Genomic DNA, 15,512 nt, shown 5'->3' on the forward strand with positions numbered 1-15,512 from the left:
GGTATGCCGGTACGGATCAACCGCGTGTACACCAGGGTCGGCGACAACGGCACGACCGCGCTCGGGGACGGCTCACGCGTGCCGAAGACCGACCCGCGGCTGGCCGCCTACGCCGACGTCGACGAGACGAACTCGGTGGTCGGGCTGGCGCTCGCGATGGGCGGTCTCGACGAGGAGATCGCGGTGGTGCTGCGCCGCGTGCAGAACGACCTGTTCGACGTCGGGGCGGACCTGTGCTCGCCGGTGGTGCCCGATCCGGAGTTCCCCCCGCTGCGCATCACCGAGGCCTACATCGAACGGCTGGAGGGCTGGTGCGATGCGTTCAACGAGCGCCTGCCGAAGCTGACGTCGTTCATCCTGCCGGGCGGCACCCCGGGCGCGGCGTTCCTGCACCAGGCGCGCACGGTGAGCCGCCGGGCCGAGCGGGCGGGGTGGGCGCTGGTGGAGGCCGACCCGGACCGGACGAACACGCTGGCGGTCAAGTACCTCAACCGGCTGTCCGACCTGCTCTTCATCCTGGCCCGCCTGGCCAACCCCGAGGGCGACGTGCTGTGGAAACCCGGCGGCGAGGCCTGATCGGTTCACCCCGGGCCGGCATGCGGACATCCTCATACCCGCCACCCGCGCGGCGATCTAGGTTCGTGCCATGAGCGACAACACACCGCTGCCGGGAAGCATCCGGCTGCCGGACGGGTCCTGGGTCCGCGGGCGCGGCCTGCGCCGCCCCCAGCCCACCGGCCCCGCGCCCCGATTCGGCCTCTACCTGGGCTCCGCGCGGCTGCGTCGCGAGCACGACGCCGGCCTCGGGTGGCCGCACACCTGGCTGGACTGGCCGGACTTCCGGCTGCCCCGCGACGAGAACGCCGCCGTCCGGGAAATCCGCGCCCTGCACGAGCGGGCGCGCGCGGGCGAAGCCGTCGAGGTCGCCTGTGCCGGCGGGGTCGGGCGGACCGGCACGGTCATCGCCTGCCTCGCCGTTCTGAGCGGCGTCGACCCCGCCGAGGCCGTCGCCTGGACACGGCAGCACCACCACCCCCGGGCGGTCGAAACGCCGGGGCAACGCCGCTGGGTGCGCCGGTTCACCCCAGGCTGAATCAGGAAGCTCTCGGCACCTGGCGTCCCGGCGGAGCGGACTCCAGCCAGGACAGGAAACCGGTCAGCGCGTCCGGCCCCATCGCGATCTCGATGGGCTCCTGGACCGCCGACTCGCAGCGCAGGACCGTCGCGTCCGAGGGCACCGCGTAGGCCTCGGTGCCGATCGGATCGCGGCGGTCGGCGATCATCAACGTCTCGCGTTCGAACACCCGGTCCGGGCCGGTGCGCAGGCTCCACACCCGGTACCAGGCGAACACCTCACCCTCGTAACGCCCCAGGCCCAGGTGCCAGCCGGCGCGCGCGTTGTCCGGATCCCACCGCAACGCGACGCTCACCCCGCCCTGGCGACGCATCCGCCCCCAGCGGAAGCTGTACCAGAACGCGACGACGGCAAGACCGAGCAGGACGACCAGGACAACGAGGGTGATTTCCACGGCCGGCTCCTGCTCGTCGCCGGATCAGACCGACTGACCGGCCGCGCGGAGCCGGGCGGTCGCTCTGGCGCGCTCCGCCTCGTCCTCGGCGCTCAGCGCGGACCGGGCGGCCTCGACGTCGATCTCGTCGGCCAGCTCCGCGGTCTCGGCGAGCACGCTCACCCGCTCGGCGGTCACGGACAGGAAGCCACCGTGGACCGCGGCGCGGACGGTCTCACCGTCCGTGGTCGTCACCTTGACGACCCCACCCTCGACGAGCTGACCGAGTACCGGTTCGTGACCCGGCATCAGGCCGATCTCACCCTCAGTGGTCTGCGCGACCACGAACGTCGCCTGGCCGGACCAGAGACGGCGCTCGACGGCGACAAGCTCGACGGTCATCTCAGCCACGTGGTTCTCCTTCGTTCCCGCGCCGATGAGCGCAGTCTAATAGGTTCGCGACCGGTTACGACAACGGCGGGGTGAGAGTCCTTAAAGGACACCCGCCCCGCCGTCGTCCCGACATCACTTGCCGGTGAGTTCCTTGTACTTCTTCTCGAGGTCCTCGAGGCCACCGATGCCCAGGAACGCCTGCTCCGGGTAGTGGTCGAACTCACCCTTGGTGATCTTGTCGAACGCCTCGACGGTCTCCGCGCGCGGCACGGTCGAGCCCGGCTGGCCGGTGAAGGTCTCGGCGACCAGCATGTTCTGCGACAGGAACCGCTCGATGCGGCGGGCCCGCTGCACGGTCAGCTTGTCCTCTTCGGACAGCTCGTCCATACCGAGGATGGCGATGATGTCCTGCAGCTCCTTGTACTTCTGCAGGATCCGGATGACCTCGGACGCCACCCGGTAGTGGTCCTCGCCGACGATGGCCGGGTCGAGGATCGTCGAGGTGGAGGCCAGCGGGTCCACGGCCGGGAAGATGCCCTTCTGGAACACCGACCGCGACAGCTCGGTGGTGGCGTCCAGGTGGGCGAACGTGGTGGCCGGGGCCGGGTCGGTGTAGTCGTCCGCCGGCACGTAGATCGCCTGCATCGAGGTGATCGAACGGCCCTTGGTCGAGGTGATCCGCTCCTGCAGCTCACCCATCTCGTCGGCCAGCGTCGGCTGGTAACCCACGGCCGAGGGCATGCGGCCCAGCAGGGTCGACACCTCGGAACCGGCCTGGGTGAACCGGAAGATGTTGTCGATGAACAGCAGCACGTCCTGGTTCTTGACGTCGCGGAAGTACTCCGCCATCGTCAGCGCGGACAGCGCGACCCGCATACGGGTGCCCGGCGGCTCGTCCATCTGGCCGAAGACGAGCGCGGTGTCGTTGATGACGCCGTCCTCGCTCATCTCCAGGAACAGGTCGGTGCCCTCACGGGTGCGCTCGCCGACGCCGGCGAACACCGAGGTGCCACCGAAGTTCTTGGCGACACGGGTGATCATTTCCTTGATCAGCACCGTCTTGCCCACGCCGGCGCCGCCGAACAGGCCGATCTTGCCACCCTGCACGTACGGGGTGAGCAGGTCGATGACCTTGAGGCCGGTCTCCAGCATCTGGGTCTTGCCCTCGAGCTGGTCGAACGCCGGCGGCTTGCGGTGGATGCTCCAGCGCTCCAGGTCCGCGCCGTAGCCCGGCTGGTCGAGGCAGTCGCCCAGCGCGTTGTAGACGTGGCCCTTGACCTCGTCGCCGACCGGCACCGAGATCGGCGCGCCGGTGTTGATCACCTCGGCGCCGCGGACGAGACCGTCCTGCGGGGCGAGCGAGATCGTGCGAACGAGGTTGTCGCCGAGGTGCTGCGCGACCTCGAGGGTGACCGTCTTGCGCAGCTGCTCGAACTCGACCTCGACCTTCAGCGCGTTGAACAGCTCGGGCACGGCGCCGCGCGGGAACTCCACGTCGACGACCGGGCCGGTCACCGAGACGATCCGGCCCTTGGTCCGGGTTTCAGTGGTGGTCATCTACTCATCACTTCCTACAGCGGCGAGCGCATCGGCCCCACCGACGATTTCGCTGATCTCCTGCGTGATCTGGGCCTGTCGCGCCTGGTTGGCCAGCCGGGTGTAGGTCTCCACCAGCTCGCTGGCGTTGTCCGACGCCGACTTCATGGCGGTGCGCCGGGCGGCCAGCTCGGAAGCGGCCGACTCGAGCAGAGCCGAAAAGATCCGCGTGTTGATGTACTTCGGCAGCAGGGCCGACAGCAGCCGGTCCGCGCTGGGCTCGAACTCGTACGCCGGGAGGATCTCGCCGGACTGAGCGGTGCCCTCCGCGCCGTCTTCCACGTACTCGACCTCGAGCGGCGCCATCCGCCTGGCGACCGGGGTCTGGGTCAGCATCGACTTGAACTCGGTGTACACGATGTGCACCTCGTCCACGCCCAGGATGCCGTCCTCGCCCGGGCCGTTCGCGTCGTCGTCCGCGCCGGCGAGGAACGCCTTGGTCAGCGTCTCGCCCGCGGCGGCGGCGTTCTCGTAGTGCGGCTGGTCGGAGAACCCGGTCCAGCTGTCGACGACCTCGCGGTTGCGGAACCGGTAGTAGTTCAGGCCCTTGCCGCCGATGACGTAGACCTGGGGCTCCTTGCCCTCCGAGCGCAGCAGCGAGAGCAGCTCCTCGGTGGCCCGCAGCACGTTGGTGTTGTAACCACCGCACAGGCCCTTGTCACTGGTCACCACCAGCACGGCCGCCCGCTTCGGGTTGGGCCGCTCGACGAGGAACGGGTCGTCGAGGCTCGCGGCCCCGCTCGCCAGGGCGGAGAGCACCTTGGTGATCTCCTCGGCGTACGGGCGCGAAGCCTCGACCCGTGCCTGGGCACGGCCGATCCGCGAGGTGGCGATCAGTTCCATCGCCTTGGTGATCTTGCCGATCGATTTCGTCGCCCGGATCTTTGCCCGGAGCTCGCGAAGTTGCGCCATGAGCTATCCGGTCACTTCGTCGGGGCGGGCTTGTTGACCTTGACGGTCTCCTGCCCGACCTTGTCGGCGTCCATCGCCTCGGCCTCGGCCTCGTTCACGAGCTGCTCACCCGAAGAGGTGGTGAAGCCCTTCTTGAACTCGGCGGTGGCGGCGGCGACGCGCTCGGCGAGCTCGTCGGTCCACTTACCCTTGTCGCGGATCTCGGCGAGGATGTCGTCGTGCTTGTGGCGGATGTTCTCCAGCAGCTCGGAGTTGAACCGGGCCACGTCCTCCACCGGCACGTCGTCGAAGTGACCCTTGGTGCCCAGGTACACGGTGATGACCTGCTGCTCGACCGGGATCGGCGAGTACTGGGGCTGCTTGAGCACCTCGTACAGGCGGGCACCGCGGTCCAGCTGGGCACGCGAGGTCGGGTCCAGGTCGGAGGCGAAGGCGGCGAACGCCTGCAGCTCCTGGTACTGGGACAGGTCGATCCGCAGCGAACCGGACACCGTCTTCATCGCCTTGATCTGCGCGTCACCACCGACCCGGGAAACCGAGGTGGTCACGTCGACCGCGGGGCGCTGACCCGAGTTGAACAGGTCGGACTGGAAGAAGCACTGCCCGTCGGTGATCGAGATGACGTTGGTGGGGATGTAGGCCGAGATGTCGTTGGCCTTGGTCTCGATGACCGGCAGACCGGTCAGCGAGCCGCCACCCAGCTCGTCCGACAGCTTCGCGCAGCGCTCGAGCAGCCGGGAGTGCAAGTAGAAGACGTCGCCGGGGAACGCCTCGCGGCCCGGCGGGCGGCGCAGCAGCAGCGAGAGCGCGCGGTAGGCGTCGGCCTGCTTGGACAGGTCGTCGAACACGATCAGGACGTGCTTGCCCTGGTACATCCAGTGCTGGCCGAGCGCCGACCCGGTGTAGGGGGCCAGCCACTTGAAGCCGGCGGAGTCCGACGCGGGGGCCGCGACGATGGTGGTGTACTCCAGCGCGCCCGCGTCCTCGAGGGACTTGCGGACACCGGCGATGGTGGAGCCCTTCTGGCCGATCGCGACGTAGATGCAGCGGACCTGCTTGTTCGGGTCGCCGGTCGCCCAGTTGGCCTTCTGGTTGATGATCGTGTCGACGCAGACCGCGGTCTTGCCGGTCTTGCGGTCACCGATGATCAGCTGGCGCTGGCCGCGGCCGATCGGGGTCATCGCGTCGATCGCGGTGATGCCGGTCTGCAGCGGCTCGGACACCGGCTGGCGCTGCACGACCGAGGCGGCCTGCAGCTCCAGCGCGCGCCGGTCCTCGGCCACGATGTCGCCGAGGCCGTCGATCGGCTTGCCGAGCGGGTCGATGACGCGGCCCAGGAAGGCCTCGCCGACCGGGATCGAGAGGATCTGGCCGGTGCGCTTGACCTCCTGACCCTCTTCGATCTTCTCGTAGTTACCGAGGATGACGACACCGATCCGGCGCGGCTCCAGGTTCTGCGCCACACCGAGGATGCCGCCGGGGAACTCCAGCAGCTCGTTGGCCATGGTCGAGGGCAGACCCTCGACGTGGGCAACGCCGTCGCCGGTGTCCACGACGACGCCGACCTCTTCCCGGTTGACTTCGGGTGAGTAACTCGAGACGTAGTTCTCGATCGCGCTACGGATCTCGTCCGAGGAGATCGTCAGCTCCGCCATGTCGTTCCCGCTCTCTCGTTCCTGCAGGTGTGCAAAGTCTTGTGTGGTGTCAGGCCAGCTGCCTGCGCAGCTCGGCGATCCGGCCGGCGGTGCTGCCGTCGATGACCTCGTCGCCCACCCGGACGACGAGCCCGCCACCGAGGCGGGCGTCGATCTCGACGTGCAGCCCGATCGGCCGCCCGTAGATCCGGCGCAGCTGCTCGGCCAGCCGCTCCCGCTGCTCCGCGGACAGCTCGCTCGCGCTCGTGACGTACGCGACCGAGCGCTCGCGGCGCTCCGCGGCCAGCTGGACCAGCTCGTCCAGCTTGATCCCGACGCTGCGACCCGCCGACCGGCCGACGACCTGCTCGGCCAGGGCCAGGGTGATGTCGTCCACCTTGCCCTGCAGCAGGTCGCGCAGCAGCCTGCGCTTCGCGTCACCGGGTGCCGTCTGGTCGGACAGCGTCTGCTCCAGCTCCGGGTTGCTTCCCACGATACGGGCGATCCGGAACAACTGGTCCTCGACGGCGTCCAGCTTCCCGGCCTTTTCCGCACTGGTCAGCAGCGCGTGCCGGCCGAGCGACTCCGTCCCGTCGAGCAGTTCCCGCGGGCTGGACCAGCGTGCCGCGACCACGGCGTCGAGCACGCGCAGGGTCTGCTCGGACACCTTGCCGGCCAGCACCGAGCGGACCAGCCGGGTGCGGGCGCCCGGGTCGGACGAGGCGTCGGCGACCGCACGGCGCAGGCCGATCTCCCTGCCGAGCAGGTCGACCACGGCCAGCAGTTCATTGCCGAGAGCGGCCGGGTCGGCGCCGGCCTCGCCGGTGACCTCGGCGAGCCGGGTCTCGGCGGAGGCGAGCGCTTCGCGGCTCGCGGCGTGCAGCGTCAGCGTCATCTGGGCTACTTTCCTGCTCCGTTACCGGCGCTGCTGCCGAGCTCGGCGAGGAACCGGTCGACCGTGCCACGGCGACGGACCTCGTCCTCGAGGTGCTCCCCGACGATCCGGCTCGCCAGCTCGATCGAGTTGCGGCCCAGCTCGTTGCGCAGCTCCGTGACGATCTGTGCCTTCTGGGCCTGCAGCGCGGCGTGGCCCTGGGCGATGATCCGGGCGGCCTCGTCCTGGGCCTCGGCCCGCAGCTCCTCCTTGATCCGCTCCGCCTCGAGGCGAGCGTCGTCGCGGATCTTGGCGGCCTCGGAGTAGGCGTCCTTGAGCTGTGCCTGGTACTTCGCGAGCGCCTCTTCGGCTTCGGCCTGCGCCTTCTCCGCCTTGGCGATGCCACCCTCGATGGCCGCCGTGCGCTCCTCGTACATCTTCTCGAAGCGGGGCACGGCGAACTTCTTGAGCAGCCACAGCAGGATCAGGAAGGCCACCAGGCCGAGGATGATCTCGCTGAGGTGCGGCAGCACCGGGTTCGGCGCTTCCGCAGCCAGCACGATCTGGGTCTTCACCACAACGACTCCTTCAGCGGTGAGCGGTTAACTCAGGCGGCGGAGGCGATGAAGTAGACGACCAGACCGATCAGGGCGAGCACCTCGGTAAGCACGAAGGTGGTCCAGGCGATACCCATGAGCTTGCCCTGGGCCTCCGGCTGACGGGCGGTGCCGTTGATGACGGCGGCCCAGATCAGACCCACACCGATGCCCGGGCCGATCGCGCCCAGACCGTAGCCGATGGCGGCGAGACCCGGGTTGAGGTTGACAGCGGTCTCAGCGGCCTGGGCAAGAACGATGTTGCTCACTTGCGTTTCCCTTTCACTCGGTCCGCTACCACGCGGATCGGGGGCTTTTCGGTTCGTTTTCTTCTAGTGGTCTTCGGCGAGCGCGGCGCCGATGTAGTTCGCCGAGAGAACGGCGAACACATACGCCTGGATCACCTGGATCAGCGCTTCCACGAAGGTCATCAGGATGGCGAACGCCCACGAGACCAGCGAGATGGGCTTGAAGACCCCGCCCGCGTGGAGCAGCAGGAACTCACCCGCGAGCGTGAACACCAGCAGGATCAGGTGGCCGGCGAACATCGCGGCGAACACCCGGACCGCCAGCGTGAGCGGGTTGAGGACGAACTTCTGCAGGAACTCGATCGGCGTCAGCAGGATGTAGATCGGGCCGGGCGCACCCGGCGGGACGGTCGCGTGCTTGAGGTAGCCCACGAAGCCGTGCCGCTTGAACCCGACGTAGTGGTACACCGGGTAGACCACCAGCAGCGACAGCGCGATCGGGAAACCGATGTGCGAGAACGTCGGGAACTGGACGATCGGGATGATCCCGAACAGGTTGTTGATCAGCACGAAGCTGAACAGCGTCAGCACCAGCGGGATGAACGGCTTGAAGTCCTTCGACCCGATCTGCTCACGCGCGATGCCGTTGCGCGCGAAGTCGTAGACGTACTCCGCGGCGAACTGCGCCTTGCCCGGCACGACCTTCAGCTTGCGCGAGGTCAGCAGGAAGAAAGCCGCGATGATGATCACCGACAGCACGACGAGGATCATCGGCTTGGAGACGCCGAGGAAGATCGGCGGCAGGTCGAAGTCTCCGGCACCCGGGGGCGCGAACGTGTCGCCCTCGGCCAATACCAGCGCGCCCAACTGGGCTCCTTCCGGTTCTCCCGGCCGGCGTTCACTCCGCCGGGGGAATCGTCACGATCTGGACTTAACGTACCCGATACGTTTCGGGTGGTTGGAGGCGGATCCCCTGAGTGAACACCGCGTGTACTTTCAGCCACTTGGGGGTTTCGGTACTACGATCTCCGACGGCAGAATCGGCCCACCCGGCTCAGGGGCCATCCGTCTCGATCGCCACGTTGCCGGTCGGGGTTCCACATCGGGAGCGCGGCCCGGAGCCCACCTCCACGATCCGGACGATACCAGCCGGTAAATCGACACCGTACGGGCGTACTCCTAATTGAGTCCCCACCCGCCGCGTGATCGCCGGAATCCGGCGCTGACCTGCGGGAGGTCAGCCCGGGATGATCGTCGGGATCTTGGTCTTGCGGAACGCCAGGAACTCCGCCGCGGCCCACACCAGGATGACCGCCAGCGTGGTGAACGCGAGCGCGTAGCGGTTGAAGGAGTCCACGCCCCTGAGGGCGGTCATGACGCCGAACAGGACCAGCACCTTGAGGATGTAGCCGCCGATCGCCACGGCCATCACCATGAACGGGTCGAGCGCGGCGGACTTGCGCATCATGAACAGCGTGACCAGGGACGACGCGAAGGCGATGACACCGCCGACCAGCGAGCCGAGCAGGCCGGGGACCCCGGACAGGATCGTCGAGACGACCACGCCGATCACCACCGTGGCCAGCGCCGGCCACAGCGCGAAGCGCAGCATCGCGTCGGCCAGCTTGAGCACCGACTGCGCGTGCGGGTTCTCGGTCTTGTCGGTCATGACACTCCCTGGTTCCGCGACCTCAGACGCGGAATGACGGACACGATCGCGGCGAGGACGAGGCCCGCGCCGACAATCCAGAGTACCGCCGTCGTGTCGAACAGCGTCACCGAGACCGCGCCGAAGCCGAGCAGGCCCGCCCACAGGTAGATCAGCAGCACCGCGCGGCGCTGCGAGTGGCCGATCTCCAGCAGGCGGTGGTGCAGGTGCATCTTGTCCGCCGCGAACGGGCTCTCGCCGCGCCGGGTGCGCCGGATGACGGCCATCAGCAGGTCGAGGACCGGCAGGAACAGCACCGCGACGACGACCAGCAGCGGCGACAGCAGCGCCAGCGCGTCGGAGCCGCCGAACCGGGTGTAGTTGATCTTCCCGGAGGCCGAGGTGGTAGCGCCGGCCAGCATCAGGCCGATCATCATCGAACCGGAGTCGCCCATGAAGATCTTCGCGGGCTGGAAGTTGTGCGGCAGGAAGCCCAGGCACGCGCCGGCCAGCGTGGCGGCGATCAGCGCGGGCGGGTAGACGCCGACGTCGCCGCCCTGCGAGTTGAGCAGGCCGAGCGAGAACGCACAGGTCGCGGCCGCGGCGATGAAGCCCAGCCCGGCGGCCAGGCCGTCCAGCCCGTCGACGAAGTTCAGCGCGTTGACCAGCACCACCACGAGCAGCACCATCAGCAGCCCGCCCTGGTTGTTGTCCAGGGTGACGACCGAGCCGAGCGCGTCGCCGTTGCCGCCCCAGGGCACCCAGAAGACGTTCCACTGCACGCCGAAGATGACCAGGATGCCGGCGCACATGACCTGGCCGGCGAGCTTGGTCCAGGCGTCGATCTCGAAGCGGTCGTCCAGCGCGCCGATGAGCACGATGACGCCGCCGCCGATGAGGACGCCGACCGGGTCGAGGGAGAAGTCGAACGCGCGGCGCAGCACCGGCAGCTGGTGGGCCATCGCCATGCCGCCGACGACGCCCAGGTACATGCCGACGCCACCCATCCGCGGGATCGGGATGACGTGCACGTCGCGGGCGCGCGGGTTGGCGATCGCGCCGAGGCGGATCGCCAGGCGCCGGATGACGCCGGTGAGCAGGAACGTCAGGGTCGCGGCGATCAGGCCGACGAGGATGTACTCCCGGATCGGGAGGCCGGCGGTGGTTACGGGGGTCATCAGGCCGCGGTCTTCACCGGTGCGCCGAGCACCTCGCTCACCGCTTCGGCGCTCACTGCGCCGGCCCGCAGCAGGACGGGCTCGTCCCCGGTCAGGTCGACGACGGACGAGGGCAGCGCCTCCCGGCTGGGCCCGGCGTCGAGGTAGACCGACACGGACTCGCCGAGCTGTTCCCGCGCCTCCTCCGCGTCGGCCGCGGCGGGCCGTCCGGCGACGTTGGCGCTGGAGACGGCCATCGGGCCGACCTCGCGCAGCAGCTCCAGCGCGACCGGGTGCAGCGGCATCCGCAGCATGACGGTGCCGCGGGTGGTGCCCAGGTCCCAGCGCAGGCTCGGCGCGTGCGAGAGCACAATGGACAGATCACCGGGCCAGAAGGCCTCGATGAGGGCGCGTGCCTGCGGCGGCACCCCGAGGACCAGACCGTCTATTGTGGACCAGGAACCGACCAGGACGCCGACGGGCAGGTCGGGACCGCGGTTCTTCGCCCGCAGCAGCGCGCGCACGGCGGCCGAGTCGAACGCGTCCGCCCCGATGCCGTACACCGTGTCCGTGGGCAGCACGACCAGCCGCCCCGAACGGACCGCGCTCGCCGCCGCGGCCAGCCCCTCGGCCCGCGTCTCCGGACGGCTGCAGTCGTACACCGCGCTCATGGGGTGAAGACTATTCCGAAGCGTGTAACGGCTCGGTTGCGGGTGGCGGTCACGCTCCGGCCGTCGTGGCGCAGTGAGGACGACCCGAGTCAGGAGGGGGCCGCGCTGGGGTTCAGCCGCGTAGTGCTGTCACGAAACGGGGGCGTCCGGCGAGGTCGCGGTGGTCCTGGACCTCCGTCAGCACCTTCCGCGACGCCACCAGCGCCGGGGCGGCCGAGCCGTGGGTGTCGTCGTGTTCGATGGCCAGTCCGCCGCCGGGCTTGAGGAGCCTGCAGGCGGTCGCCACGGCTTGCCGGACCACCGCCAGGCCGCCGTCGGGGGCGAAGACCGCTTGCGGCGGGTCGAAGTCGACCACCTCGGGCGGCAGGTCGCCGCCCGGGGGGACGTACGGCGGGTTGCACACCACCAGGTCCACCAGGCCGTCCAGCTCCGCGAAGATGGTGTTGTCGCCGACGTCCCCGGAGTACAGGCGGATCGGGGTGTCCCCCGCCGCCGCCTGCTTGTCCGCGTTGTGCCGCGCCCACGCCAGCGCGTTCGGGTCGATGTCCACGGCGTACACCACCGCGTCCGGCCGCTCGTGCGCGATCGCCAGCGCCAGCGCCCCCGACCCGGTGCACAGGTCCACCACCACCGGGTACTCGCGCCCGTGGATGTGCCGCAACCCCCACTCGACCAGCAGCTCCGTCTCCGGCCGCGGGATGAACACCCCGGGGCCGACGTCCAGCGTGATCCCGGCGAACCCGGCCCACCCGGTGAGGTGCTGCAGCGGCACCCGCTTCGCGCGCTGGGCGACCAGCTTGCCGATCGCCTCCACCACCGGCGGGTCGACGAGCGGCACCAGCGGCAGGCGACCGCGCTCGACACCCAGCACGTGGGCGGCGATCAGCTCGGCGTCGGCGCGCGGAGACGCCACGCCCGCCTCCTCCAGGATGCGCATCGCCTCGAGGATCGCCAGTCGCAACGGTTGCCGCTTCACGCTCCCAACTTTTCCACAGCCGTCAGCCGGCGGTGGGGACGTATGCCGCGAGCGCACCGCGCGTCTGACGCAGATCGTCGATGCGCTCGTCCAGGGCGTCCAGCTGCTCACGGAGCGTGCTCACCACTTCGGGGCACATGTCCAGTTCCGGCTTCTCCCCCCGCGCGCACGGCAGCAGCTTCCGGATCACGCACGTCGACAACCCCGCGGCCAGCAAGGCGCGGATCTGCCGCACGGTGATCACCGCGTCGTCGTCGTAGACGCGGTAGCCGTTGGTGTCCCGCTGCGTGCTCAGCAGCCCCTGCTCCTCGTAGTACCGCAGCAACCGCTGGCTCACGCCGGTCCGAACGGACAACTCCCCGATCCGCATGCGACCTCGCTCACTCGACGTTGACCTTCACACCGATGTCAAAACCTAACGTCGCGGCATGACCGAACATTTCGCACCCGTCGTCCGCGGATCCGGTCCCGGCCTGCTGCTCGCCCACGGCGCCGGCGGCAGCGTCCAGGCGAACTTCGGGCCCATCCTGGACGACCTCGCCCAGACGCACACCGTGGTCGGCCGGGACTACCCGGTGGCGGACCGGCCGTCGCTGGACGGACTGGCCGATGCCCTGGTGCAGACGGCGGTGGACGCCGGCGTGGAGCGCTTCACGATCCTCGGCTACTCGCTGGGCACGGCCGTCGCGGTGCGCGCCGTCACGCGTCACCCGGAGCGGGTGACCGGGCTGGTGCTGACCGCCGGGTTCGCCCGGCCGTCCAACCAGATGCGGCTCGCCCTCGCGGTGTGGCGCGAGCTGCTCGACCTCGGGAACGAGGAGCTGCTGGCGAAGTACGTGACCTTCGCCGGGGTCGGCGGGCAGTTCCTGAACGCCCTGACGCCGCGCGAACTCGAGGAAGCGGTGGCCGGCGTGGTCGTGCCGGATGGCACGGCGGAGCTGGTCGACCTCGTGGCCTCGGTGGACACCACCGCCGAGCTGGGCCGCGTCACCGTGCCGACACGCGTCATCGGCACCCGCCAGGACGTCCTGGTGCCGATCGACGTGCAGCGCGACCTCGCCGAGGGGATCCCCGGGGCCGAGTACCTGGAGATCGCGAGCGGCCACTCGATGCAGGCCGAGGCCCGCGACGAGTGGCTCGCCCGGATCCGGGAGTTCCGTCACTGACCGGCCGAGGCCAGCCGCTCCTCGCGGTCGGCGGCGGCCAGCGCGTCCAGCACGGCGTCGAGGTCGCCGTCGAGGACCTGGTCCAGGTTGTACGCCTTGTAGTTCACCCGGTGGTCGGAGATCCGGTTCTCCGGGAAGTTGTAGGTGCGCACCCGCTCGGAGCGGTCGACCGTGCGGACCTGCGACTTGCGGGCGTCGGCGGCCTTGGCGGCGGCCTCTTCCTCCGCCATGGCCTGCAGCCGCGCCTGCAGCACCTGGATGGCGCGCGCGCGGTTCTGGATCTGCGACTTCTCGTTCTGGCAGGACACGACGATCCCGGTGGGCAGGTGGGTCACCCGCACGGCCGAGTCGGTGGTGTTGACGCTCTGCCCGCCGGGGCCGGACGACCGGAACACGTCGATGCGCAGGTCGTTCGGGTCGATCTCGACCTCGACCTCCTCCGGCTCCGGGTAGATCAGGACGCCCGCGGCGGAGGTGTGGATCCGGCCCTGTGACTCGGTCGCCGGGACGCGCTGCACGCGGTGCACGCCACCCTCGAACTTCAGCCGCGCCCAGACCCCGTCGGCATCCGTTCCCTTGCTCTTCACCGCGACTGTGACGTCCTTGTAGCCGCCCAGGTCGGAGTGCACCGCGTCGAGCACCTCGGCCTTCCAGCCGTGCCGCTCCGCGTAGCGCAGGTACATGCGCAGCAGGTCGCCGGCGAACAGGGCGGACTCCTCGCCGCCCTCACCGGACTTGATCTCCATCAGCACGTCCGAGCCGTCGTACGGGTCGCGCGGCAGCAGCAGCTCCGTCAGCCGGGACTCCAGCTGCGGGATGCGCGCGGCGATCTCCTCGGCCTCGGCGGCGAACGTGGAGTCCTCGTCGGCCAGCTCGCGCGCCGTGCCGAGGTCGTCCCGGGCCTGGTCCAGCTCGTTGATGACCTTGACGATCGGGCTCAGCTCGGCGTAGCGGCGGCCGAGTTTGCGCGCCCGGCCCTGGTCGGCGTGCACGGCCGGATCCGCCAGCTGCTTCTCCAGCTCGGCGTACTCGTCGAGCAGCACGTGCAGGGAGGACGAATCCACGACCGCACCTTCCTCTCGTTCCGGTGACACAAAAGCGGCGCCCACCCCCGGTGGTCGGGAGTGGGCGCCGGTGGTGAAGCTACTTGGCGTCGGCCTTCTTGCCGGCCCGCTTGCCGTAGCGCGCCTCGAAGCGCGCCACCCGGCCGCCGGTGTCCATGATCTTCTGCTTGCCGGTGTAGAAGGGGTGGCAGTTCGAGCAGATTTCGACCGTGATGGCACCGGAGGTCTTGGTGCTGCGGGTGGTGAAGGTGTTGCCGCAACCACAGGTGACCGTGGTGGGCACGTACTCGGGGTGGATACCGCTCTTCATGGAGTCCTCTCTCGGTGGCCGCCGGGTCCCCGCGGCGTTCTTCGACACGTGGGGTGAACCGGAGCCGGACGTTAGCGGATTGATTCTGCCAGACGCGCTGACATGCAGGTCAACGCCCCCCGGGCGGCGCATATTCCGGGTACGGGACGTGTACGGGTTTTGTACGGGCGCGCGGGAGGCTCTCGCCCGAGACCCGGACCCGCCGGGTGAGGAGGAGCCGATGTCCCGCAGCATCAAATCCGTCGCCGTCGCCGCCCTCGCGGCCGCCGCGCTCACGGTGGTCCCGCTCACGAGCCAGGCCGCCACCCTCGCCGAAGCCCCCAGCAGCGACGTTTCGATCCTCGCCGCGGGTGACGGCACCCCGTCCGGCGCGGTCGCCTGGTTCAAGGCCCGCATCGGCAGCACCGCCTACCAGGGCTACTGCGAGAAGGCCGTGGAGAACGCCTACGGCACCACCGGGGTGTGGGCCTCGGCCAACGCGCACTGGAACGGTGCCAGCCCCAAGCACGCCGGTGACCGCAACCCGCCGCTGGGCGCGTTCGTGTACTGGAACATCGCCTCGCCCTACGGGCACGTCGGCATCTCCGACGGCGCCGGCGGCTTCTACGCGACCAGCGTCGGCGGCAAGATCGGGCACGTCACCAAGGCCCAAGGCGGCTACAGCTACTACAGCAACTACCGCGGCTGGACCCCGGCGGCGGTCCCGCACCGCTAGGACGACGCGAAAACGGCCACCCTTCCCGGCGGGGAGGGTGGCCG

20 protein-coding genes are annotated in these 15,512 nt (G+C 69.7%); 4 read left to right on the plus strand and 16 right to left on the minus strand.

Going from position 1 to position 15,512, the window contains the following annotated elements; genetic code table 11:
* Positions 1-3 precede the first annotated feature (3 nt).
* Both D0D15_RS07700 and D0D15_RS07705 read left to right on the plus strand, forming a co-directional pair.
* Positions 4-576, plus strand: a complete 573-nt coding sequence (locus tag D0D15_RS07700) for a cob(I)yrinic acid a,c-diamide adenosyltransferase (RefSeq protein ID WP_094006575.1) — start codon at positions 4-6, stop codon at positions 574-576.
* 70 nt (positions 577-646) lie between these two features.
* Complete coding sequence (locus D0D15_RS07705; RefSeq protein WP_094006576.1) at positions 647-1,093, plus strand: protein-tyrosine phosphatase family protein; 447 nt, start codon at positions 647-649, stop codon at positions 1,091-1,093.
* Position 1,094: 1 nt separating this feature from the next.
* Here the strand turns inward: D0D15_RS07705 and D0D15_RS07710 are convergent, their stop codons facing one another.
* The 14 genes from D0D15_RS07710 to D0D15_RS07775 form a co-directional block, all read right to left on the minus strand.
* Positions 1,095-1,529, minus strand: coding sequence for a DUF2550 domain-containing protein (locus tag D0D15_RS07710; RefSeq protein ID WP_094006577.1), 435 nt, complete (start codon positions 1,527-1,529; stop codon positions 1,095-1,097).
* Positions 1,530-1,553: 24 nt separating this feature from the next.
* Positions 1,554-1,919: a F0F1 ATP synthase subunit epsilon gene (locus D0D15_RS07715; RefSeq protein WP_094006578.1), complete on the minus strand. Its 366-nt coding sequence runs from the start codon at positions 1,917-1,919 to the stop codon at positions 1,554-1,556.
* Positions 1,920-2,033: 114 nt separating this feature from the next.
* Positions 2,034-3,458, minus strand: a complete 1,425-nt coding sequence (gene atpD, locus D0D15_RS07720; protein ID WP_094006579.1) for a F0F1 ATP synthase subunit beta — start codon at positions 3,456-3,458, stop codon at positions 2,034-2,036.
* Entirely contained in the window at positions 3,459-4,409 is a 951-nt protein-coding gene (locus D0D15_RS07725) for a F0F1 ATP synthase subunit gamma (protein ID WP_094006580.1), read from the minus strand.
* 11 nt (positions 4,410-4,420) lie between these two features.
* Entirely contained in the window at positions 4,421-6,064 is a 1,644-nt protein-coding gene (gene atpA / locus D0D15_RS07730; protein WP_094006581.1) for a F0F1 ATP synthase subunit alpha, read from the minus strand.
* 49 nt (positions 6,065-6,113) lie between these two features.
* On the minus strand, positions 6,114-6,932 hold the full coding sequence (locus D0D15_RS07735) for a F0F1 ATP synthase subunit delta (RefSeq protein ID WP_167481472.1): 819 nt from the start codon (positions 6,930-6,932) through the stop codon (positions 6,114-6,116).
* Positions 6,933-6,943: 11 nt separating this feature from the next.
* Positions 6,944-7,495, minus strand: a complete 552-nt coding sequence (locus tag D0D15_RS07740) for a F0F1 ATP synthase subunit B (protein ID WP_094006583.1) — start codon at positions 7,493-7,495, stop codon at positions 6,944-6,946.
* Between the two features lie 29 nt (positions 7,496-7,524).
* Positions 7,525-7,782, minus strand: coding sequence for an ATP synthase subunit c family protein (locus D0D15_RS07745; protein ID WP_020417788.1), 258 nt, complete (start codon positions 7,780-7,782; stop codon positions 7,525-7,527).
* Between the two features lie 63 nt (positions 7,783-7,845).
* On the minus strand, positions 7,846-8,628 hold the full coding sequence (gene atpB / locus D0D15_RS07750) for a F0F1 ATP synthase subunit A (protein ID WP_167481469.1): 783 nt from the start codon (positions 8,626-8,628) through the stop codon (positions 7,846-7,848).
* A gap of 370 nt (positions 8,629-8,998) precedes the next feature.
* Positions 8,999-9,430, minus strand: a complete 432-nt coding sequence (locus tag D0D15_RS07755) for a Cg1360 family ATP-synthase-associated protein (protein ID WP_094006585.1) — start codon at positions 9,428-9,430, stop codon at positions 8,999-9,001.
* On the minus strand, positions 9,427-10,587 hold the full coding sequence (locus tag D0D15_RS07760) for a glycosyltransferase family 4 protein (RefSeq protein WP_094006586.1): 1,161 nt from the start codon (positions 10,585-10,587) through the stop codon (positions 9,427-9,429). The genes D0D15_RS07755 and D0D15_RS07760 overlap by 4 nt, the downstream gene beginning before the upstream one ends.
* Positions 10,587-11,237: an L-threonylcarbamoyladenylate synthase gene (locus tag D0D15_RS07765; RefSeq protein WP_115944331.1), complete on the minus strand. Its 651-nt coding sequence runs from the start codon at positions 11,235-11,237 to the stop codon at positions 10,587-10,589. Before D0D15_RS07765 ends, D0D15_RS07760 begins: the two co-directional genes overlap by 1 nt.
* Before the next feature lie 112 nt (positions 11,238-11,349).
* Positions 11,350-12,213, minus strand: a complete 864-nt coding sequence (prmC, locus tag D0D15_RS07770; RefSeq protein WP_094006588.1) for a peptide chain release factor N(5)-glutamine methyltransferase — start codon at positions 12,211-12,213, stop codon at positions 11,350-11,352.
* Positions 12,214-12,235: 22 nt separating this feature from the next.
* On the minus strand, positions 12,236-12,583 hold the full coding sequence (locus tag D0D15_RS07775) for a MerR family transcriptional regulator (RefSeq protein ID WP_094006589.1): 348 nt from the start codon (positions 12,581-12,583) through the stop codon (positions 12,236-12,238).
* Positions 12,584-12,641: 58 nt separating this feature from the next.
* Between D0D15_RS07775 and D0D15_RS07780 the strand changes: the two genes are divergently transcribed.
* Positions 12,642-13,379, plus strand: coding sequence for an alpha/beta fold hydrolase (locus D0D15_RS07780; protein ID WP_094006590.1), 738 nt, complete (start codon positions 12,642-12,644; stop codon positions 13,377-13,379).
* On the opposite strand, the gene prfA is transcribed toward D0D15_RS07780, so the two are convergent.
* Both prfA and rpmE read right to left on the minus strand, forming a co-directional pair.
* Positions 13,373-14,443: a peptide chain release factor 1 gene (gene prfA / locus D0D15_RS07785; protein ID WP_094006591.1), complete on the minus strand. Its 1,071-nt coding sequence runs from the start codon at positions 14,441-14,443 to the stop codon at positions 13,373-13,375. The genes D0D15_RS07780 and prfA overlap by 7 nt on opposite strands.
* A gap of 79 nt (positions 14,444-14,522) precedes the next feature.
* The gene (rpmE, locus tag D0D15_RS07790; RefSeq protein ID WP_017987296.1) at positions 14,523-14,753 is read right to left on the minus strand and encodes a 50S ribosomal protein L31; all 231 of its coding nucleotides are present in this window, start codon (positions 14,751-14,753) and stop codon (positions 14,523-14,525) included.
* A gap of 220 nt (positions 14,754-14,973) precedes the next feature.
* Here rpmE and D0D15_RS07795 point away from each other — a divergent pair, with 220 nt between their 5' ends.
* The gene (locus D0D15_RS07795) at positions 14,974-15,468 is read left to right on the plus strand and encodes a CHAP domain-containing protein (RefSeq protein ID WP_094006592.1); all 495 of its coding nucleotides are present in this window, start codon (positions 14,974-14,976) and stop codon (positions 15,466-15,468) included.
* Positions 15,469-15,512: the final 44 nt, after the last annotated feature.

Source organism: Amycolatopsis thermalba (assembly GCF_003385215.1).
Classification (GTDB): domain Bacteria; phylum Actinomycetota; class Actinomycetes; order Mycobacteriales; family Pseudonocardiaceae; genus Amycolatopsis_E; species Amycolatopsis_E thermalba.